21 protein-coding genes and 2 tRNA genes are annotated in these 19,227 nt (G+C 70.9%); 3 read left to right on the top strand and 20 right to left on the bottom strand.

What is annotated here, in order from left to right; all coding sequences use genetic code 11:
- Positions 1–77: 77 nt before the first annotated feature.
- Positions 78–1,148, bottom strand: a complete 1,071-nt coding sequence (locus ACEQ2X_RS08585) for a calcium/sodium antiporter (RefSeq protein WP_370325388.1) — start codon at positions 1,146–1,148, stop codon at positions 78–80.
- A 41-nt stretch (positions 1,149–1,189) separates the two neighbouring features.
- The gene (locus ACEQ2X_RS08580; protein ID WP_370325387.1) at positions 1,190–1,465 is read right to left on the bottom strand and encodes a DUF4242 domain-containing protein; all 276 of its coding nucleotides are present in this window, start codon (positions 1,463–1,465) and stop codon (positions 1,190–1,192) included.
- Between the two features lie 11 nt (positions 1,466–1,476).
- Here ACEQ2X_RS08580 and ACEQ2X_RS08575 point away from each other — a divergent pair, with 11 nt between their 5' ends.
- Positions 1,477–1,845, top strand: a complete 369-nt coding sequence (locus ACEQ2X_RS08575) for a LuxR C-terminal-related transcriptional regulator (RefSeq protein ID WP_370325386.1) — start codon at positions 1,477–1,479, stop codon at positions 1,843–1,845.
- A 29-nt stretch (positions 1,846–1,874) separates the two neighbouring features.
- Here the strand turns inward: ACEQ2X_RS08575 and ACEQ2X_RS08570 are convergent, their stop codons facing one another.
- Together ACEQ2X_RS08570 and ACEQ2X_RS08565 are read right to left on the bottom strand one after the other, a co-directional pair.
- Complete coding sequence (locus ACEQ2X_RS08570; protein ID WP_370325385.1) at positions 1,875–3,050, bottom strand: cysteine desulfurase-like protein; 1,176 nt, start codon at positions 3,048–3,050, stop codon at positions 1,875–1,877.
- Position 3,051: 1 nt separating this feature from the next.
- Positions 3,052–3,125: transfer RNA gene (locus ACEQ2X_RS08565), tRNA-Arg, on the bottom strand.
- A 114-nt stretch (positions 3,126–3,239) separates the two neighbouring features.
- On the opposite strand from ACEQ2X_RS08565, the gene ACEQ2X_RS08560 reads away from it, so the two are divergent.
- Both ACEQ2X_RS08560 and ACEQ2X_RS08555 read left to right on the top strand, forming a co-directional pair.
- Positions 3,240–3,316: transfer RNA gene (locus ACEQ2X_RS08560), tRNA-His, on the top strand.
- Positions 3,317–3,426: 110 nt separating this feature from the next.
- Positions 3,427–4,731, top strand: a complete 1,305-nt coding sequence (locus tag ACEQ2X_RS08555; RefSeq protein ID WP_370325384.1) for a tyrosine-type recombinase/integrase — start codon at positions 3,427–3,429, stop codon at positions 4,729–4,731.
- Positions 4,732–4,857: 126 nt separating this feature from the next.
- Here ACEQ2X_RS08555 and ACEQ2X_RS08550 read toward each other — a convergent pair whose 3' ends face one another.
- From ACEQ2X_RS08550 to ACEQ2X_RS08475, 16 genes are all read right to left on the bottom strand, one after another.
- Positions 4,858–5,022, bottom strand: a complete 165-nt coding sequence (locus tag ACEQ2X_RS08550; RefSeq protein ID WP_370325383.1) for a helix-turn-helix domain-containing protein — start codon at positions 5,020–5,022, stop codon at positions 4,858–4,860.
- A 101-nt stretch (positions 5,023–5,123) separates the two neighbouring features.
- Positions 5,124–5,708 carry a hypothetical protein gene (locus tag ACEQ2X_RS08545; protein WP_370325382.1) on the bottom strand — a complete coding sequence of 195 codons (585 nt, stop codon included), beginning with the start codon at positions 5,706–5,708 and terminating at the stop codon, positions 5,124–5,126.
- A gap of 260 nt (positions 5,709–5,968) precedes the next feature.
- Positions 5,969–6,511 (bottom strand): hypothetical protein, encoded by a 543-nt coding sequence (locus tag ACEQ2X_RS08540; protein WP_370325381.1) that lies wholly within the window; start codon positions 6,509–6,511, stop codon positions 5,969–5,971.
- An 11-nt stretch (positions 6,512–6,522) separates the two neighbouring features.
- Positions 6,523–8,301, bottom strand: a complete 1,779-nt coding sequence (locus ACEQ2X_RS08535) for a TraM recognition domain-containing protein (protein WP_370325380.1) — start codon at positions 8,299–8,301, stop codon at positions 6,523–6,525.
- Positions 8,298–8,759, bottom strand: coding sequence for a hypothetical protein (locus ACEQ2X_RS08530; RefSeq protein ID WP_370325379.1), 462 nt, complete (start codon positions 8,757–8,759; stop codon positions 8,298–8,300). Before ACEQ2X_RS08530 ends, ACEQ2X_RS08535 begins: the two co-directional genes overlap by 4 nt.
- Entirely contained in the window at positions 8,756–10,099 is a 1,344-nt protein-coding gene (locus ACEQ2X_RS08525; protein WP_370325378.1) for an ATP-binding protein, read from the bottom strand. The genes ACEQ2X_RS08530 and ACEQ2X_RS08525 overlap by 4 nt, the downstream gene beginning before the upstream one ends.
- Positions 10,077–10,505 carry a hypothetical protein gene (locus tag ACEQ2X_RS08520; RefSeq protein WP_370325377.1) on the bottom strand — a complete coding sequence of 143 codons (429 nt, stop codon included), beginning with the start codon at positions 10,503–10,505 and terminating at the stop codon, positions 10,077–10,079. Before ACEQ2X_RS08520 ends, ACEQ2X_RS08525 begins: the two co-directional genes overlap by 23 nt.
- Positions 10,506–10,589: 84 nt before the next feature.
- On the bottom strand, positions 10,590–12,044 hold the full coding sequence (locus ACEQ2X_RS08515; RefSeq protein WP_370325376.1) for an SCO6880 family protein: 1,455 nt from the start codon (positions 12,042–12,044) through the stop codon (positions 10,590–10,592).
- The gene (locus ACEQ2X_RS08510) at positions 12,041–13,327 is read right to left on the bottom strand and encodes a type IV secretion system protein (RefSeq protein WP_370325374.1); all 1,287 of its coding nucleotides are present in this window, start codon (positions 13,325–13,327) and stop codon (positions 12,041–12,043) included. The genes ACEQ2X_RS08515 and ACEQ2X_RS08510 overlap by 4 nt, the downstream gene beginning before the upstream one ends.
- Positions 13,327–13,647, bottom strand: coding sequence for a DUF6112 family protein (locus tag ACEQ2X_RS08505; RefSeq protein WP_370325373.1), 321 nt, complete (start codon positions 13,645–13,647; stop codon positions 13,327–13,329). Before ACEQ2X_RS08505 ends, ACEQ2X_RS08510 begins: the two co-directional genes overlap by 1 nt.
- A gap of 633 nt (positions 13,648–14,280) precedes the next feature.
- Entirely contained in the window at positions 14,281–15,159 is an 879-nt protein-coding gene (locus ACEQ2X_RS08500) for a DUF6544 family protein (protein WP_370325372.1), read from the bottom strand.
- A 586-nt stretch (positions 15,160–15,745) separates the two neighbouring features.
- Positions 15,746–16,009: a hypothetical protein gene (locus tag ACEQ2X_RS08495; RefSeq protein ID WP_370325371.1), complete on the bottom strand. Its 264-nt coding sequence runs from the start codon at positions 16,007–16,009 to the stop codon at positions 15,746–15,748.
- A 202-nt stretch (positions 16,010–16,211) separates the two neighbouring features.
- Positions 16,212–16,901 (bottom strand): hypothetical protein, encoded by a 690-nt coding sequence (locus tag ACEQ2X_RS08490; RefSeq protein WP_370325370.1) that lies wholly within the window; start codon positions 16,899–16,901, stop codon positions 16,212–16,214.
- A gap of 45 nt (positions 16,902–16,946) precedes the next feature.
- The gene (locus ACEQ2X_RS08485) at positions 16,947–17,897 is read right to left on the bottom strand and encodes a ParB N-terminal domain-containing protein (RefSeq protein WP_370325369.1); all 951 of its coding nucleotides are present in this window, start codon (positions 17,895–17,897) and stop codon (positions 16,947–16,949) included.
- Positions 17,894–18,769 (bottom strand): hypothetical protein, encoded by an 876-nt coding sequence (locus tag ACEQ2X_RS08480; protein ID WP_370325368.1) that lies wholly within the window; start codon positions 18,767–18,769, stop codon positions 17,894–17,896. Before ACEQ2X_RS08480 ends, ACEQ2X_RS08485 begins: the two co-directional genes overlap by 4 nt.
- A gap of 10 nt (positions 18,770–18,779) precedes the next feature.
- Positions 18,780–19,070, bottom strand: a complete 291-nt coding sequence (locus tag ACEQ2X_RS08475; RefSeq protein WP_370325367.1) for a M48 family metalloprotease — start codon at positions 19,068–19,070, stop codon at positions 18,780–18,782.
- Positions 19,071–19,227: the final 157 nt, after the last annotated feature.

Genomic DNA, 19,227 nt, shown 5'->3' with positions numbered 1-19,227 from the left:
GGGGCCGGTCGACGCCCCTCAGCCAGGCCGATGGTCCCGGTCCCGCACCGTGCAGGGCGCGCCGTGCCTCGTGCGGGTCAGGGCCGCGTGCGCCGCCTCAGGCGGTCGGCCAGGAGCAGCACGACCGCGGCCACGCCGAGGCCGACGAACAGCGCGACCCTGGCCGTCCCCGCTGCGGCCGACCCGGTCCCCACCAGGACCAGGTACCCGACGTAGCCGAGGTATCCGAGCAGCAGCACCCCGCCCTCCCAGGGGGCGACCCGCAACCCGACGGCGAGGGCTGGCAGCGCCACGACGGCGACGACCAGGGCGATCGGGATGTCGGTCTCGACGGCCACGGCGGGCACCTCGAGCCCGCCGCCCGCGACCGATGCCGCGCCCAGGACCGCGAGCAGGTTGAACAGGTTCGACCCGACGACGTTCCCGACGGCGATGTCCCGCTCACCGCGACGTGCCGCGACCACGGACGTCGCCAGCTCCGGCAGGGACGTGCCGGCCGCCACGACGGTCAGCCCGATGATCAGGTCCGAGACGCCGATCGACTCCGCCAGGTCCGTGGCCCCGGCGACCAGCATCTGGGCACCCGCCACCAGGCCTGCCAGCCCGAGCACGACGAGGGCGACGGCGCGGGCGGTCCCCCGGCGGGCGGTCTCGACGTCCTCGCCGAAGGCCTCGTCGTACTCCTCTTCGATCGCTGGCCCCTCGCGCCGCCCGACGACGTAGGAGAACCCGGTGTAGGCCACGATGCCGAGGAGCAGGACGACACCCTCGCCCCGGTCGATCTCCCCGTCCGCCGCCATCCACCAGACGAGCGCCGTCACGGCGATGACGAGGGGCACGTCCAGCCGGACGATCCGCTGGTGGACCACGAGGCCGCCGAACAGGGCCGCCGACCCGAGGATGGCGAGGACGTTGAAGGTGTTGGATCCGACCGCGTTGCCGATCGCCACCTCCCCGGCGCCGGTCAGCGCCGATCCGACGCTGACGGCCAGCTCCGGTGCGGAGGTGCCGAACGCGACGACGGTCAGGCCGACGACGAGCGGGGAGATCCCGACGGCGGCGGCGATCCGCGATGCGCCGCGGACCAGCCCCTCGGCGCCGCCGACGAGCACGGCCATGCCGGCGATGATGAGGAGGAGGGAGACCACCGGCGCGCCAGACTAGATCCGGTCGCCGGCGGTCGCGCACGTCACATGTCAGCGGTGACCGGGTCGATGATCGTGGCGACCTCGCTGACCGCTGTGCAGGGGAACCCGCCCTGCGCGGCGTGGTCGCGGACGGCGGTCTCGTCCTCTGCGACGTAGACGCAGTAGATCTTGTCGTCCGTCACGTAGGACTGGACCCACTGGGCACGGGTCGACATCCCCTTCAAGACGTCGTTCGAGGTGCGGGCGATGTCCCGCAGCTCGTCGGCGGACAGCGATCCGGCGCCGGGCAGGTCGCGTTCGATCACGTACTTCGGCATGAGGTCCCGCGGTGCTGCTCGGCGGCGACGCCCCTGACAGGGCCGGTGCGCTGCTCGCCGCGGCGACGGCGACCTACGCCGACCTCGGGGCCGCCTGGTGGGTGGACCGGGCGGCGGCGGACGCGCACCGCATGGGCCTCACCCGGCCGGCTCGTCGACGCGCACCGGCGGTCACCGGGTGGGACGCCCTGACGCACACCGAGCACATCGTCGTGGCCGCGATCGAGGACGGCCTGTCCAACGCGGCGACCGCCGAGCGGATGGGCATCTCGAAGCGGACCGTCGAGGCCCACCTGCGCAGCGTGTTCGGGAAGCTGGGCGTCCAGTCACGCCTGGAGCTGGCGCTCCGCGCCGCCGCGGAGCGTCGCACCGGGGCCTGACGGCCCCCCGCGGTGGCAGCTGGCCGGCGTCAGCCGACGGCGTCCAGCGCGGCGAGGACCAGGTCGACGTCGGCCGGACCGTGGTAGTGGACGAAGCCGATCCGCACCGCACCGCCGGCGTCGAGGAGCCCCAGCCGGCGCATCGGCTCGACGGCGTAGTAGTGACCGGCGTACACGTTGACGTGGTGCTCGGCCATGACCTGGGCGACCCGCTGCGGGTCGACCGTCCGGTGGGTGACCGCGAACGTCGGGGTCCGGCCCTCGGCGCTCGCCGGACCGTGCAGGGTCCAGTCAGGCCGCTCATCGAGGCCGGTCAGGAACCGCTCGGCGAGGGCGTGCTCATGGGCGCCGATCCGGTCGAGCGTTGCCTCGTCGAGCAGGTAGTCGGCGGCCGCGGTCGCGCCGGCGATGGCCTCGAAGCTCGCGGTGCCGGTCTGCCACCGCTCGGGCCCGGTGTCGGGGCTCGGCCGGACCTTGTCCGGGGTCAGCGACGCGAGCAGCTCCGGGTCGGCGGCCATGACGCCGGCGTGCGGGCCGAAGAACTTGTAGGGCGAGCAGAAGACGACGTCGACGCCCATCGCCCGCCGGTCGACGGGGAGGTGGGGGGCGCCGTGCACGGCGTCCATCACCGTCAGGGCGCCGGCCTCCCGGGCGGCGGCGACGAGGGGCGCCGGGTCGACGACCGTCCCGAGGGCGTTGGAGGCGAGGGGGAAGGTCAGCAGCCGGGTCCGCGGGGTCACGGCGTCGGCGAGGGTGTCGAGGTCGAGGCGGCCGTCGGCGGTGACGTCGATCCAGCGGACCGTCGCGCCGGTGCGCTCGGCGAGGTCGAGCCAGGGGGCGACGTTCGCGTCGTGGTCGAGTCGGGTGCAGGCGATCTGACCGCCGGTCGCGAGCCGCTCGTCGAGGGCGTGGGACAGGTGGAACGCGAGGGTCGTCATGTTCGGGCCGAAGACGATCCCCTCGGGCTCGGACCCGAGGAGCTGGCCGAACCGGTCCTTGGCGCGGTCGCAGAGGGCGCCGACCCGGGCGCTGGCGGGGAACGCGCCGCCCTGGTTCGCGTTCGCCTGGACGGCCGCGTCCCGCATCGCGTCGAGGGCGGTGTCGAGGATCTGGGTGCCGCCGGGCGCGCAGGTGTGCACCACCTCCGGCTGGGCGACGAGGGCGGGGAAGCGGCGGCGGACGGCGGAGGGATCCAAGGTGGTCATGCGCCCCAGGTAGGATTCGAACCCACGACCGACGGGATAGAAGCCCGCTGCTCTGATCCACTGAGCTACTGGGGCGGGAGGGCGACAGTATGACGCCTGACCACCGATGTCGTCGGGTCCGGCCGCGGGGTGCCGTGCCGTGGACAGCGCGGTACCATCACGCGTCCCCGTCCATCGACGGGTCTCGTGGTGGCCGTAGCTCAGTCGGTTAGAGCGTCGCGTTGTGGTCGCGAAGGTCGCGGGTTCGATTCCCGTCGGTCACCCCAAGAAACCGCAGGTCAGAGCCACATATCGTCAGGAAACTGACTCCGCTCCACGGCCAGCGACAGTACGAGCGACAGTATGGCGCTACGACAGAAGCGGTAGAATCGGTGTCATGACGGAGCTGTCGAAGCTGCGATCTGCGTCCATCTACCGACGCAAACGTGGCGGCCGCGCTCAGGGGCGGTGGAAGCTCGAGGTCCGCTACGAGGGACGGCGACCCAGGATCTCGACGTGGGACACCCGTCAGGAGGCCCAGCAGGAACTCGTGCGTCTTCGCGCGCTCGCGAACACCGTCGTGGTCGACGGTCCAGAACGCGCCTTCGGCGACTACGTGCAGGAGTGGATGGGGGTCCAAGAACAGCTGGGCCTGGCCGACAGCACCATCCTCAGGAAGCGTTCTGCGATCACCACCTGGTTGGTCCCCGAGCACACCCGGTGGGGGTTCGCGGATCACCGCATCGGTTCGGTCACCTCGAAGGAAGCGATCGGACTCTTCGCCGAGATGCGACGGCAGGGCCGCTCTGAGCGGACGGTGCACAAGGTCTACGAGGTCCTCAACCAGATCCTCGCCTCGGCTGTCAGGGATCACCTGATCCCTGTCAATCCCCTTGACGAGTTGCTGCGAGGCGAGCGTCCGCGTGCGACGCGACAGCGGTCGCCGCGGATCATGACCCATGAGCAGGTCTGGGAGGTCTTCCACGAGATCAGGCGGCGACGCGGCACCGCCTTCCCGGACTACAGCCTGCTGTGGCTGACGGCGTACTACCAGGGCACTCGCGCCGGTGAGGCGATCGCCCTCACGGCATCCGACTTCGACTTCGACCGCGGGGTCTTCTTCAGGGACAACTTCAAGCAACGACGCCACACCGGCCCGCGCGGCTTGATCGCCCCGATGGGCACGCTGCTCCGGGCGTACGTGGAGGACAACGACATCGCCGGACTCCTCTGGCCGGCGATGGGCGTCCAGCGCGTCGATCCCGATCTCGCTGCCCAGGTCTGCATCCTACGACGGGAGGAGGGCCTCACCTACCGAGCCATCGGTGAGCGCTTGGGCATCAGCGACGTGTGGGCTCGGAAGGTGGAAAAGGGCCTCGCCAACACCTCGCGCATAACCGACAAGCCCATCACCCCGAGCTTCCTCCGCCAGCAGGTGTGGGGCCCCGCGATGGCGGCCCTCGGGCTCGACTTCGTCATGAAGGACCTGCGCAACACCTGCGTGGTTCATCTCGTTGACGGCGTCATGACCGGCGAACGTGTCGAGCCCAAGGACGTGATGCACCACGTCGACCACAAGTCCCTCCGCATGACGCTCGACACCTACTACCAGTTTCGTCCCCAGGGACGGATCGGCAAAGTCGAACCCAAGGAGACCACGGTCGAGGAGGCACTGGCCAGGTTCGACCCGACCGTCAGGTAGCCGCGACACCGCCGGGACGATGGCGGACTAGGGCACTGAGGCATGGTTCAAGCGGCCGACTCGGCAATGGCTCTGGCCGCTCCTCCCTCACCGGACCGCGAGGCCAATTCGATTCGCGCGTTCGCGTCAACGCAGACCCCTGACGGTGCACCGCTCGAGGTAGTTGACGAGGGCCGACTCCGGTACCCGGATGGTCCGCCTGCCGATCCGGATGTGACCGAGATCGCGGACGTCAATCAGGCGGTGCACCGTCGCGGTGCTCACGTTCAGGCGTGCCGCGACGTCCCGCACGGACAGGAGGGTGTCGCCACCCGCTTCTACGGCCGCTGGGGGGTCGGTGGACGCGGTGACTCTCGGGCGACGGCCGGTGTCATGGCGGTTCGCCATGGGAGTCACTGCCCGACCGCGAGTGTGCGGGGGGTGTCGGAGGTCTTGGCGCAGGTCACGTTCCATCCTTCGCGGTTGCTGTTGAACGTGAACGTGACCGCCCGGTCTTGCCAGTCGATGCGGGAGTCGAACATCCGGGGGGACCCGTAGTCGCGAAACGACAAGAGGCGCGCGTCCGAGTCGCCTTCCTCGACGATGCCGGCGTAGTGGTTGCCTGGGTCGTCGTTGCGGGCGACGACAAGGCCGCCGTCGACCGTCCAGCTCCCGGTGATGGCGTCCCGGGTGAGCCCGGTCGCTTCGAAGCGGCCGTCGGGCCAAACTGAGATCGTGCCGTGGTAGGCGGGGTAGTGGAAGGGGGTGGCCTGTTCGGGGTCATCGAGGGCGTGGGGGAAGACGTTCACACCCATGGGTGGTTCGGTGAAGAGCTCGTGAAAGGACTCGTCGAGGGCGTCGGCGGGTTGGTGGGTGTCGCGCAGGTTCAGTTCAGCGCTCAGCGTCGCGTTGCAGTTCCACACGCCGGTGGCCAGGTCGGCCAGCGATCGGCTACCCATCGTCATCACGACGATGGTCATGCCGATGGTGGTGATCACGGCGGCGGCTACCGCGGTCGTGGTGCCCCCGCGCACCAGGCTGGATGTGTTCATCTGCTTCCCCCTTCATGGGTCACCGGTCAGGTCGTGAGCCCGTGCCCCTTCGGCAGGGGACTCTGCCAGATGAGACGGGTGGACGGCCACGGTTGTGTCAACGAATTTCAAGTTCTCAGCTGACTGTCAGGCCAGGGCGTCGGTCGGCGGAACGGCTGATGCGATCCGGCATTCGCCCTCGGTGTGGTCGGTGCCGACTCGTGTGGTCAGTGCTGGTTGCGGCGCTGGGTGACGTCGGCGTGGACGTGGGTGTGGAAGTCGGCGCGACGGTCCACGATGGGCCGTTCGCCGCCGCGGTGGGTGAGGGGTTCGCCGGGCCAGCTGGTCTGGTGGGTGGGCTGGTCGCGGTCCAGGCGCGTACCGCTGGTGGCGGTCCAGTCACGGAGCCGCTGTTGGGCGTCGGCGAAGTCGCGGTGCCAGGCCAGCGGGGCGGAGGGGTCGTTGTTCGGGTGATAGCAGCCGAGCCAGTGGAGGTGGAGGGCTGAGAGCTCCCAGACAAGTTCGGGGTGTCGGTGCCAGGCGGGTGGGATGACGCTGGCGGGGAGCCCGTAGGTGCGACGCAGCCAGTCGACCCAGACGTCGAGGTCGTGCCAGCGGTGCTCGAGGTCGTCGGCGGACAACTCGTCCCAGAGGAAGGGCCGTGGCGGCACCGCCACCGCCTCCTCCGGTGTCGCTCGTGGCTCGTCGGAGGGCGACTCGGCGTCGACCACCTGGTCCTCGTGAAGGGCCTCTGTGGGCTGCTCAGCCATCGTCGGTGTCCTCACTTCCGAGTTGCTCGCCGACGGCCGGTACGTCGAGTCCGCTGTCGTCGTCGGGGTCCTCTTCGTGGCTCGACGGCGCCACGGCGACGGGTGGGGTCGGTCCGGGTGGTCCATGGCCGGAGGGTGGTGATGATCGGCGGGGCGGTGCGGAACAAGACCAGGCCGGTGCCGAAGGGCAGGGTGCGGATCGCGTCGGGCGCCATGACCGGGACGCGTCGGACCGACCGTTGGTGGGACCGGTGCCCGTTCGCGTCGGTGGTCGTGGAGGAGGTGATCTCGTCGCGGTCGCCGAGGAGGCTGGAGAGGTCGGTGAGGTCGCGGCTGTTGGACCCGCCGCCGAGGATGATCTTGACGATGGCGGCATCCCAGATCGCGGTCGCGGCGTGGTCCCCCCATCTGCTGCGGGCTTGGGCCATGGATTGGAGGACCGGCATGGTGGTGATCCCGGTCCCGCCACCCTCGGCCATCAGCGTCGGCAGGGATGGCAGCGGGGCGAGGTTCCCAATCTCGTCCAGGGCGAGCAGCACGGGTGGGTCGAGACGGTTGCCTGGTGCGGTGGCGGCGAGGGTGCGGGCGGTTTCGGTGAGGTCTTCGAGGAAGGCGGCCACGAGGGCGGCTGATGCGGTGGCGCCGGTGCCGGTGGCGAGCAGGTACAGCGTCCCGCCGTCTCGAAGGAACGTGGCGGGGTTGAACTGCTCGTCAGGGTGGGGGGTGACGGCGTGCATGACGCGGGGGTCGGCGAGGGCGGCGACGGCGAGGGCGACGCCGTGCCAGATCGAGTCGCGGGTGCGCGGGTCGGCGGTGATGACGGCGTCGAGGCCGTCGGCCCACCCGTCGGCGGCGTCGGGGTGGGTGTGGAGGATGCGGACGGCGTCCGCGGCGCTGGCCGGGTTGAGCGCCCATTGGTAGACCGTCCGGGCGTCGCGGCCGTCGAGGGCGGCGGCGTGCAGGAGCGCTTGGACGGCGATGCGGGTCTTGGCCTCCCAGAACCCACCGTCGACCACCCCGCCGCCCATGCCGGTAGACGCGGCGAGTCCGGCGGCACGGACCATGGCGGTGTGCGGGAGCTCACAGCCACGCACGATCGACCATCGCAACCCGGTGTCGTGGCGGGTGGCGAGGTGCTGGGGGTCGAAGACGGCGACCGGCCCGACCGCCTGACGCGCTGCGATGGTGACGTTGAGGGTGTCGGGGCGGGTGGAGGTGGTGATGACGGCGCCGGGGGCGTCGAGGACAGCGTTGATGACGACGTGCAACCCTTTGCCTGAGCGTGGCGGACCGAGCAGCAGGATCGAGTCCTCCACCGTCGCCCACACCTCCCGGCCCCGGGCCCGGCCCAGCAGATACCCGACATCGGCCGCGACAGGCCGGTCCAGCGACGGCCGCAGCGTGCCGGCGCGACGGAGGAGCGCGCGGCGGCTTGCGACCCGGCGGACATCGGCCACGGTGGCCGTGCCGACTGGCGGTCCAGACGGGATCGAGTTGGCCAGTCGCCAGACGGCCCCGCCAGCGATGCCCAGCCCGGCGAGGAGGCCGGCGACGACACTCCAGTAGACCCACGGCGACATGGTCGGGCTGCCGAGCTGGCTGCCGGGATCGGTGGGGCTGGTGAGGGTGGTGAGGGCGTCGGCCAGTCCGCCGGTCGGGGGTGGCTGGCCGGTCAGGACGCTGGTGGTGTGGCCGGCGGCGAGGAGCACCGCCGCCACGGCGAGGAGGCCACACAGGCCGGTGAGTGCGACGGTGACGCCCGGCTGGCCGGGGTGGCCCGGGGTCCTCATGGCTGGGGGTGCCAGACGATGGCGTGGGACGCCTCGCCGATCAGGACGGTGCGGCCGACCGCCGGGTGAGGGTGGGTGAGGTCGTGTGCGGCAGTGGGGTGGCCGTCGGCGTCCGCGGTCGTGGTGTGGACCCCGACCGCGACGTGCAGCGGCTCACCGGGCTGGAAGACCCCCACCGGCCGATCGTGGGGCGGATCCGTCTGGTCGACTGGTGATGTCCGTGGCGTGAGGGTGTCGACGTGCACGCCACCGTCGACATCGTGGAGGGCGACGGTGACCGGACCGCCGATCTCCTCGCAGTGCGCTGCGAGGGCGGCGCCCAGCTGCTGGGAGTGGATTCGACGCTGCTCCCCGGTGTCAGTGGTCAGGATCAGCGTCCCATCGGTGTCAGGGTGGACGTCGATCCTCGACAGATGACCGTTGTCGTCGCGGACCCGGCGGCGCGAGGTGCGGCTCATGTGCGCATCCGGGCCGTCGTGTCGAAGCGGGCGAGCTCCTCGGCGTGGAGCTGATTCTGGATGACGAAGGAGCGGTTCTGGATCTTCCACAGCCCTTGGCCGGTGCCGAGGGTGGGGAGAAGCAGTGCTTCGGTGCGGGTCAGCCCGAGCGCCCGGCCGGTGGCGTCGAGCTGGTCAGCTTCTTGGCGGTAGATGACCCGGGTCTCGGCGTTCGCGAGCAGCGAGGCGGCGAGGGCATGCATCGCACTGCCCCGATCCCCGACGGTGTCGAGGTCGCTGAGCTTGTGGAAGATCAACATGTTGGCGATGCCGTAGTGGCGAGCGAGACGCCACTGAGCGTCCATGCGCCGCAGCAACGCCGGCTGAGCCATCAGCCGCCACGCCTCGTCATAGACCACCCACCGCGGCCCCCCGTCAGGATCGGCCAGAGCGGCTTCCATCCACGCCGACGCACACGTCATCACCACCGCGATCAGCGTGCTGTTGTCCGCGACCCTGGACAGATCGAGGGAGATCATCGGTGCGGTCGGGTCGAACCGGACCGTCGACGGTCCATCGAACAGCCCCTGCAAGTCGCCGGCGACCAGGCGACGCAGGGCATGGCCGACGTGGCGGCCGTCCTCGACCAACCGGCCGTCCACGTCGACGTCGGGGGTGAGGATGCGGTCGACGACCTGTGGGAGGACTGGCGTGCCCGACCCCGTGACGGTGACGTGGAGTGCGGTGTCGATGGCGGTGTGCTCAACCGGGACGAGGGGTCGGGCCAGGACGGTCTCAGCCAGCGCGCCGATCAGGTCACGGCGGCGTGCCGCAACCTGCAGCTCCCAGGCGGCCCCGTCGGCCCCGGCGGGCCGGTGACCGGCGTCGAGGGGGTTGAGCCGTGCGGGCAGTCCGTGGCCCAGCACGATGGCGATGCCACCAACCGCGTCGGCGACCGGCGTGTGCTCGCCTTTGGGGTCACCGGGCACGTAGACGCGTCGGCCGAACGCGATTGAGCGGGTGTACAGCGACTTGGCCAGCGCGGACTTGCCCGCCCCGACCATCCCGGCCAGCACCACGTTCGGGGACGTGATCAGCCCCCGGCGATACAGCACCCACGGGTCGAACGTGAAGCTGTGGTTCGAGGTGAGGTCGTGGCCGACGAACACCCCCTCAGCGTCCAGGCCGCCTTCGGCGAGGAACGGGTACGCGCCGGACAGCGCGGCGCTGGTGTCGCGATGCACCCCGATCCGCAGCCGCCCCGCCCGGCTCCGAATTGTCGCGCCGCGTCTGTCGTCGTCGCCCCCAAGGGCATCCGCTCCCCCAGCGTTCCGCATGCTATCGCTCCAACTGGGGTCCATGGCTCGGCCGGGACCGCTCCGGAGTCTTCTCGGCTCGACGCAGCAGGGTCGGCGATGTCGCCGGGGGGCAGACGAGTTGGCCGTTGGCGACCCAGGCCGCGTCGGTGTTGCGGCCCGCCGCGTCCAGTTGTGCAGCCGCGCCCCGGAGCTGTCTCGCGGCGGTCTCGGCGAGCTGGCGGCCATGGGCCCGGTCGCCATCTGGATCGGTGGCACGATCGGCGAAGCGGTCGTGGGCGAGTGCGAGGTTGTGCAGCACCCGGTGCAGCGACCGGGTGGCGTCGACCACCGACGCCAGCACCCGGTAGGCGTCAGCCGGGTCATCGAAGCGGTCCCCGGCACGGGCCAGGTCGACCAACAACATCCGGGCGGCTTCGGCATCAGCGGCCGGCTCGAACAACGAATCCATCACAACGCTCCTCCTGATCGCAGCCCTGCCCGGGACGGGCGGGGTCTGTTGATCAGGTGTGCAGCCGCTCCCCCACCACGGGGTTCAGATGCCGCGACAGAGCGGCAGTGCGGCGGCGGCGAAGGCGGCGGCTTGTTGGCCGACGAGCCGGCGGGTGTCACAGGACGCCTGGACCGCGGCCTGCTCGACCTGGGCGACGGCGTGCTCCAGCGCGTCGACGGTCGCCGCGGAGACCGCGATGAGGCCGGCGTAGCGCAGCGCGCCGTGTCCGGCGGTCAGGTCGGCTTCTTGTTGGAGGACATCGTCGTACTCAGCGGTGTGGCGGAGGTCCTCGATCTGGCCGATGCGGGCACGTTGGGCGGCATCAGCGAGGTGCTCGGTCTTGCGGCGACGCACCTCACGGGTCGCCTTGGCGGTCGGGATCGGATCACAGATCAATGTGAACGTCCGCGTCACCCCGGCGGACAACACCAGTGGGGCGAGGAACTCCGGGGTGACCGGTGACCGGGGCCACTCAGCGATCCACACCACCGCATGGTGCGCGGAGTCGGTTCGCAGGCCGTCCCAGGTCTCAGTGACCGCCATCGCACCGGCGTGGTCGAGGTCACAACCCGGCGTCGTCGGCGTCGGGACGTCCAAGCGGGGGGCGGCGTGCGGGTCGACGGCGCTGCGGATCATCGCCGCCAACTCGGGGGCGGTCAGCCAGCGAACCGGCGCAAGGTCAGCGGTCGCCAGGGCGCTGGACACCGCGTCCATCTCCCGGGCCAACACCGACGCGGCACCCAGCAGGCCACGGCCAGCCCCTCGGGGTCGTGCCGTCTGCAGATCCACCGCCACCGAGATCGTCGTGGCGTGCCGTTCTGCGGTCGGACCCGCCCCCTCGATCAGCGATTGGTAGGTGCGGGCCACCCACGACCCGTCGTCATGCCCATGGGCCTGCCACCACCGTGTGAGCCCCGCCCCGGAACCCGGGAGGGTCCGCTCCATCACCTGCACCCTGGCGACCCGCCCCGACCGGCACGCCGTCGCCAACACCCGACCCCAACCGGCGACCCGGCGTTGCTGGTCCGCAGGGTCCAACAGCACGAAGGAACGATGGGTCACCTCTGCGACGGCGATCAGCCGCTGCTGGCGGCGGTCATGCACCACCACCGCCCCGGTGTCCGGATCGGTGAGGTATCGCAGCCGGCCGGTCACCCCAGGGGCGGTGAACGACCCTCGTGCGCGTGGGCCGGTCACCCGACGCCGATAGGCCCGCTGGCCGGTGACCGTCCGCCGCACCCACCCGCTGGCGATCGGGAGCCATTCCACCAGCGGCCCGCCGGCGACGGGCAGCCACGTCAGGACCGCAGCGCCGACCCACACCGGAGCGGTCCACACCACCCCACGGCCACCCGCGACATACAGCGCGGCGACGACCACGACCACACCGAACAACACCGTCACCACCTGGACCGCTGACAGGCCGAGCAACACCCCCCGGCGGGGCAGCCGAGACAACCGAACCGCCTCGGTCCACTGTGTGGCCGCGTCGCTCATCGCCCCTCCCCCGACCGACGGGCCGGCGGGGTCGATGACCCGCCCGTCGGCGGTGTCGACGGCCCGGACCGGCCAGATGCAGGGCGGCTCGAACGATCCGGACGGGCTGCTGCTTGGGCGTCGGACAGCTGGGTGTCAGACGCCCCGCCGACCCGCCGGCCCAGACGCGGCCCCGCAGTCGCCACCGCCGCTCCGCCCGCCGCCGCGCCCGCTGCCACCCCGCCAGCGAGACCCGCGCCAGCGCCGGCGGCAGGGCTGGCCCCGCCACCTGCCGCGCCTGTCGTCGTCGGGGACGGTTGGCCGATCGCACCTGCACTTCCCCGTGACCTGGCCAGCCGTGTGGCCGCGCGGGGTGCCCGACCGAGACCGCGTGGGGTCACCGCCCGCTTGGTGTCCTGCTCTGCAGAGATCGCCAGGGCGGTGTCGACACCGGCGAAGGCGATGAACTTGTACGCCATGTACGGCGCGAACCCCGCGACCAACAACAAGATGATGCCGGCCAGCGGGTCGCTGATCGACCCAAGATCCGCCGCGATCGGCGCGGACACCTGCGCGGTGGCGACCAACAGCACCACGACCACGACGAGCTTGGACACGATCAACGCCAGCACGAGCGCGGCCCAGCGGCGGAACCAGTCACGCGTCGCCGCCCACGCCAACCCCGACAGCGCGAACGGCGCCATCACGATCGCCACCAGCAGCACGGCCTTGCGGACCAGCAAGCTGGCCCACACCATCGCCGCCGCCACGATCGCCAGCCCGGCGAAGAAGATCGTCACCACGATCCCCACCCCCGGCGCCGCCGGACTGGCCGAGGACAACCCGACGAACAGCAGCGCCAGGCGGTCCTCCATCTGGCTCATCGTCGACCCCGTCGCCTGCACGATCCCGACCGACAACTGATCGGTGACCTCCAACAACGTCGCGGTCACCGACACGACCAAGAACCCCCCGACGACCGCCTTGCCGAGCCCGAGCACCGCGATTGACAGCGCCGTCGGGTCCCGGCGCATCAGCCCGCTGATGAGCTGGGCGAAGAACAAGATCAACACCAGGCAGACGGCGATGCCGAACAGCACGTTGTAGACGCTGATGTAGGCGTCGCTGGTCACATCCACACGGGTCGTGGAGTCCAACACCGCCCACAGCCCCTCGATCATCCAGGCGGCCGTGTCGCCCATCGCGTCGGCCAGCCACGCGAACGGCGCCGCAGCGACGGAGGTAGCGGCGTCTCCGGCGGTGTCACAGACCGCCGACACGCCCGGGACGTCACAGACGCCCATCAGGAGACGGCCTGGCCGACACCCCAGAAGAAGTTCACCAGCGTCACCGACGCGCCGCACAGCACCGCCGCCCCGCACGCCACCAGGACGCCGACCTTTCCCCGGCCGGCCAGGTGCGGGTTGGACGAGTTCGCCCCGAACCCCCACACCACCGCAGACACGATCAGCGCGAGGACCGACAACACCAGCCCGACGGTCATCATCGCCCCCACGATCGTCCGCAGCGACGCGATCCCCGGCAGACCAGAGTCGTTCGGCGCAATAGAGATCTGTGCGACCGCGATCCGGCTCGACCATTGCCTCAACGCCGATGAGTTCATCCGGGACCTCCTCCAGTCAGGGCGACGCCGAACGACGACGCCTGCCAGACAGGTACACCCGGCCCGCCTCACCCGGACGACGAAGTACGCCGCCGACGGGCTGGGCAACGACTCCCGTGCATCGGAGTTCACGACGGAGGTCGACCGACGACACACCAAGGGTGGGAGGCACTGAGGGCTCGACCTGAGAAGGGTGTCCTGATGGCTCCGAGGCGATCGCACCGCAAGGGCCGGCAGCTGACGCCAGAGGAGAACTGGAACGGTGCTCCTGGAGGTCGCCACCAGGTAGGTGACCCAGGCCGACGCGGCTTGCAAGTGGCACGTCGACGTCTCGACCGCGACAGGACGACGAGGGTTGCTCACTGTCGAGGTCTTCGCCGCTGACTGAGCCAGGCCGCGCACCGACGCGTCAGTCCACGGGATGTCCTCGAGCAGGACGCCGGCGACGTCGGCTTCCAGGATCCGGGGCAGCGGTGGACAAGGAAGGCGAGAGATCCCCGGCCTCATAGCTGCTCGACAGCGTGTCGGTGGTTTCGACAAACGTGTCGACGATGTCGTGCGGACGTGCGTCGTCGTCCCGCATGCGGGACCGCCCCACAGCACACGGGATGCGGCCTACGCGGGGCGCGGAATCTATGGTCCGCTCACCCGCACGTAGTCGTCGAGGTCGGCGCCGTAGATCACCTGCTCGGTGCGCAGGTGCGCCCAGGGGGAGTCCTCGTCGGCCCAGGTCACCGTCGCCACCAGCGGCACCGGATAGCCGTCGACGTGCCCCCAGTCGGGCGTCTCGTTCAGCCAGCCGGTCCTGGCGGTGTCGTCCTCGCCCTTGAACCGCTGCGACGCCATGCTCGCGAGCAGCCCGGTGTCGGGGTCGAAACGCACGGTGAAGGTCTCCTCGACATGCCCGAAGGGCATCCGCAGCACGGCCGACGTGTCGTCGACCGGTTCCCAGCGGACCCGCGGGTCGGTGACCCACACCGACGGCATCCACACGGCCTCGGCCCACAGCGCGAGGTTCGCGCCCTGGTCGACGTTCGGTCCCTCGCTGACCCCGAAGGGCAGCTCGAGGCGGGCGTGCCCGTCGACGTACCACTCGTCGACGGCGGTCAGCCGTGCACCGAACGCGGTGAGCTGGATGTGGTGGCGGTAGGCCCGGCCGCTGACGTGGCTGAACCGGAACCGGGCTGGGAAGGTGAGGCCGGCGATGCGGATGGTCCCCCGGCCGGTGATCACCGCGCTGTCCACGACCGGCACCCCGTCGCCGTAGACGGTGCGGTAGAAGCGGTCCACCGGGGCAGGCAGGCCGTCGGGCAGCGGGACCATCCGCACCTCCCCCGGTGCGACGGCCGGTGGGGGCAGCGGCGACGGTTGCACCTGCAGGCCCGACCAGCCGGCGACGAGCAGGATCACCGCCCCTCCCACGACGCCGATCAACAGGCGCCGGGGGCGCCGGCGCGGCGGCGCGGACGTCAGCTCGGTGGTGCGGTGGCGCAGCAGGGTCGCGGTGGGCACGGACGCCTCCTCCTGGATCGGGGTCCGGTGTCCCCAGGGAAGCGGCGTCACCCCGTCGGCGCAGGGCCGACCGGCCACATGTCGACGGGTCGTTCGTCCTCGTCACAACCCGAACCCAACGACGAGGTGGCCGCGGTTGAACTCGTAGATGGGTCAGGAGCCGTCGTGCATCGATCCGCGCAACGTTCGCTCCCTTCAACGGTCCAAGACAGAGCGAGGCGGAGAGCACGCCCGTGCCCGGATGGCTTCGGCTGGAGGTGGGCGGTCGGGCTATCCCTCCGACGATTCGATGTCGGCCAGGATCGCGGGGGCTTCTACGCTGGCTGCGTGGTGGAGCAGCGCGATGTCGACCTCGTCGATGCGATGGTGGGCGAGGGCGTCGCGGATACCTGCCAGGCCGGCCCAGGGTCGACCCCCGCGGACAGTCCGGCGGTGTGGGCGTGCGCCTTGGCGGCGTTGCCCGCGAGGACCCAGTACCGCTCGACCGCGCGTAGGCGCATGTCATCGGCGCCAAGCTCTGCGACGGTCATCCCGTCAGTGAGGGCGATGAGCGACCTGAGCGCGGCAACGACCGCCTCCAGGTAGGTCACAGCGGCGATGTGGCCCAGCGTGCCGCGGCCGGAGTGGTGTCGAAGAACACCCGGACGTGGTCGCCCACGATCACGTGCAGCTGGGTGGTGACACGCCCCAACACCACCATGGACGGCACGTCGCTGTGCACCACGACCGACCCGTCCTCGGCGATCCGAGGGTTGTGCAGGCCGGCGTCAGCCAACGCGTCGCGGACCGCTTGGGCGTGGATGCGGATCTCTGACGCCGTCGCGACGCGCTCAGCCTGACCGACACCCATACCTAGAATCGTAGCGTCGATCATCTCCGAGCCCGGACGGGATCCCGACGGTCCCCCACCACGACCTCACGTCCATGGGCTGCAGCACGCGACTCCAGCCGTTCTCCGACTCCAGCCGTTCTCCGTAGTGGACCACCCCGTCCGCGCCGGTGTTGAACCACGAGGAGCACGGCGAGCCGACCCGACGCACGAGGGCCGCGGGTCACAGGGCGGCGTCTGGACGCGACAGCCGGACCGGGCGGCACGGGGCATCCGGAGGCGGACACTCCAGGAACACCGTGAACGTGATCGGGTGGCTGGTGTGAACCTCGTCGTCCTCCCAGACGCCCGTCCGGTGCCGGGTGGCCTGCAGCGTCACCGCCGTGGTGCCCGGCGGCAGATCCGAAGCTGGGGCTGACGCCTGGATGGCCGCCCAGGCGTCCGGGACGGTGGCGGTGTGGACGGTCACCGTCTGGCGGGTGGCGTGCCGGCGAAGGTCCTGCCATGCCGCGTCGGAGGGCAGGTAGTTGGCGAGGTCGGTGGAAAGCTCGTCGCCGTCCGGGCTGTCAGGGTCGGCGTGGCGCATGATCGTCTCGGCGACGGTGCGCGGAGAGGGTTGGCTGGTGGTGTTCCAGGTCAACAGCACCTCGGTGAGCGCGGTCGCGTAGACCACCGGATCAGCAGAGGTGACGAGCTGCGACATGTCATCGTCACCATCGGCGACCTCGTCGAGGGGCGGTGCGTCGTCCGGGCTGGGCGGCGCGGTGGGCCCTCGCGCGGTCGCCGCCGACGGGCTGGCGTACGGGCTGTCGGCACGAGAGACGCCGACGGCTAATCGCAGGCTCAGCGCCGCAATGGCGCCGAGTCCCAGGACCACGAGGAGGATGACGGGGATGGCGATGCGGCGACGCATGGCAGGGTCCGTTCGGTTGATGGTTGGAAGGGTGGGCATGTCCGCTCAGTACTCCGTAGCTGCGCGGGCCTTGCGGGCGGTGTGGAGGAAGGCGACGGTGGCGGTCACGGTGGTCTCGAATGTCGCCCACTGGTCTGTCGTGAGCGCGGGGCCGATGTGGTCCGGGTCGTAGCGGTCGGCCCAGCCGTCCATCGCGTTCCAGGTCAGCAGGAACGAGCGCACGCCACGAGTCCGTTGTCGCGGCGGCGCAGCGGTGGCCGCATGAGCCGTGGGCTGGTTCGGTGGCGGAGGAGGTTCCGGCTCAGCGGCCTCCTCGGCATCGTCGTCGACGTCGTCGGTGGGCGGTGGTGTGTGGTCTCGTGCCGCGATCACCCGTTGGTAGTGGCCGTAGACCTTGCCGTCGGTCTCGATGCCGTCGAGTTCTTCGGCGGCCAGCGCTCGCAGGTCCTCGGGGATGTCATCGTCGGCGGCGAGGCGTTCGAGCTCCCCGATGCGTTCCAGAGTCGTGTAGGACTTGCGGCCGGTGACGAGCTGTGCGGCCTGGGCGCGGGACTTGCGGTCCGACGGTGGTGCCAAGTTGGCACCACCGTAGGGGTCCCCGTCGCCGCCGAAGCGGCTGGCCTCCTGACGACGGGCGTTGTCCTCGCCGATCAGCGCCTTGAGCTCGCGGTAGAGCGCCGCGGCCTCGCGCGGGCTGTAGGGCTTGCGGAGGGTGTTCTCGTGCTGTTCGGCCAGGAGCTGCTCGAGCGGACTCGACACGCCGGAGCGGACCCAGACGTTGACCCGTTTCAGGCCGAGCTGCTTGGCGGCGGCGAGACGACGGGCGCCGCAGATGAGGGTGCCGTCGGGGCTGATGGTGATGGGTTGGAGCAGACCGACCTGGCCGATGGAGGCGACGAGGGTGGAGAGGTCACCGAGGTCGTGGCGGTGCCGACGGCCCACACGGATCGACTCGACGGCCCGGTCCAACTCGATGAACCCACTCGACGCGGTCACGCGAACGTCCTCCCGTTCAGGCCACCGAGGGCGGCGGCGCCGTCACGGATCACGGCCACGAGTGCGGTGTCGTCACCGAGGTCGTCGACGGACTCACCGGCGAGAAGCCGTGCGAGGATCCCGTGGCTGAGCGGTCCCGGTGTGGTGGGATGGCCCAGGGTTGCCCGTAGCAGCGCGATCCAACAGCGGTGGGGAACGTCGAGCTGGGCCCGAATGGCCTTGTCGCGCCGCAGCACCTCATAGGTGGCCGTGCGGCTGCCGATGTCAGCGAGCCGGGTGCAGATGTGCGCCACGAGCATCCGCGCCGACGACGCCGGCCACCCCAGGTCGGTGAGGAGGATGCTGGCCTGCCCGACGACCCACAGGCCCTGTGGTGCTTCGGCAGTGTGGATCGGGTCGCTCGTGTGCAGGGCTGGGTGGTAGTCGGCCAGGTCGGTGTCGCGGTCAGCGAACCGTTCGGCATCGTGGAACCGCGAGTAGCTGGCACGCCTGGCCCGGGGAACTGAGGTCAAGAGCCCGTCGGCTCGCTGTTGGGCGATGAGGGTGATGCGGACCGCGACGGTGATGACCGCCCACGGGTCTGCGGCGGTCCGCGTCGCCCCGGTCAGCATCGCCTCGAACGCCGCCGCAGCCGCGTCCTCGGGGTGGTGGCCGTGCTTGTGGGCCAGGGCGGCGTACCGGTCAGCGACGTACCCCATGAGCGCGGCAGCCTCGGCGTCCTCACGCCACGCCCCCTCCCCTGCACGATGCAGACGCCACAACAGCCGCCGCAGCCCTTCAGAGTCCGTGAAGGCACCGACGTCGGCATCCCTCCCGTCCGGGCGGGCGGGGACGTGGCGGCATCCGGGCGGCGGGCCGTCCAACCTTGCCATGGTGGGGCGGTCAGAGCATGCGGCCATGGACGTCCCAGCCTTCCTGGTCGACTGCGGACAGGGCCTGGAGGCGTCGGAACCCGACGGCATGGGAGGAGAACAGATTGGCCAGGCGCAGCCACAGCCCGTCACGATGGTTAGCGACCGACCGCCGGTACGCATCGACGTCGACGTGGCGGTACACCCGTTTGCCGGCATACACCACCACCAGCCCACGCGCCCCTTCGGGGACGTACCGGGCCGCGCAGCGGTCGGCGGTGTACTCCTGGGCACGGGAAAGGCTCGGTTCGAGGCCGATCAAGCGAGGCAGTGCGGTGATGCCGGTTCGCCATGTCGGCGGACATGAGAACCTCCCCACTGGCGGACATCAGATGTCCCCACCGGTGGCCACGAGAAGGTCCCCACGGGCGGCCACCAGTTCTCCCCATCCCCTGATCGATGCCCGCCGCCGGGTCATG

It is taken from the genome of Euzebya sp., from assembly GCF_964222135.1.
Lineage (GTDB): Bacteria > Actinomycetota > Nitriliruptoria > Euzebyales > Euzebyaceae > Euzebya.
This window is presented reverse-complemented; position numbering and strand designations above follow the sequence as displayed.

Excerpts from the sequence above, each read along its gene's own strand:
- ACEQ2X_RS08580 (WP_370325387.1), bottom strand. The coding sequence starts at position 1,465 with ATGCCGAAGTACGTGATCGAACGCGACCTGCCCGGCGCCGGATCGCTG.
- ACEQ2X_RS08570 (WP_370325385.1), bottom strand. The coding sequence starts at position 3,050 with ATGACCACCTTGGATCCCTCCGCCGTCCGCCGCCGCTTCCCCGCCCTC.
- ACEQ2X_RS08555 (WP_370325384.1), top strand. The coding sequence starts at position 3,427 with ATGACGGAGCTGTCGAAGCTGCGATCTGCGTCCATCTACCGACGCAAA.
- ACEQ2X_RS08540 (WP_370325381.1), bottom strand. The coding sequence starts at position 6,511 with ATGGCTGAGCAGCCCACAGAGGCCCTTCACGAGGACCAGGTGGTCGAC.
- ACEQ2X_RS08535 (WP_370325380.1), bottom strand. The coding sequence starts at position 8,301 with ATGAGGACCCCGGGCCACCCCGGCCAGCCGGGCGTCACCGTCGCACTC.
- ACEQ2X_RS08530 (WP_370325379.1), bottom strand. The coding sequence starts at position 8,759 with ATGAGCCGCACCTCGCGCCGCCGGGTCCGCGACGACAACGGTCATCTG.
- ACEQ2X_RS08525 (WP_370325378.1), bottom strand. The coding sequence starts at position 10,099 with ATGGACCCCAGTTGGAGCGATAGCATGCGGAACGCTGGGGGAGCGGAT.
- ACEQ2X_RS08520 (WP_370325377.1), bottom strand. The coding sequence starts at position 10,505 with ATGGATTCGTTGTTCGAGCCGGCCGCTGATGCCGAAGCCGCCCGGATG.
- ACEQ2X_RS08515 (WP_370325376.1), bottom strand. The coding sequence starts at position 12,044 with ATGAGCGACGCGGCCACACAGTGGACCGAGGCGGTTCGGTTGTCTCGG.
- ACEQ2X_RS08510 (WP_370325374.1), bottom strand. The coding sequence starts at position 13,327 with ATGGGCGTCTGTGACGTCCCGGGCGTGTCGGCGGTCTGTGACACCGCC.
- ACEQ2X_RS08505 (WP_370325373.1), bottom strand. The coding sequence starts at position 13,647 with ATGAACTCATCGGCGTTGAGGCAATGGTCGAGCCGGATCGCGGTCGCA.
- ACEQ2X_RS08495 (WP_370325371.1), bottom strand. The coding sequence starts at position 16,009 with ATGGGTGTCGGTCAGGCTGAGCGCGTCGCGACGGCGTCAGAGATCCGC.
- ACEQ2X_RS08490 (WP_370325370.1), bottom strand. The coding sequence starts at position 16,901 with ATGCGTCGCCGCATCGCCATCCCCGTCATCCTCCTCGTGGTCCTGGGA.
- ACEQ2X_RS08480 (WP_370325368.1), bottom strand. The coding sequence starts at position 18,769 with ATGGCAAGGTTGGACGGCCCGCCGCCCGGATGCCGCCACGTCCCCGCC.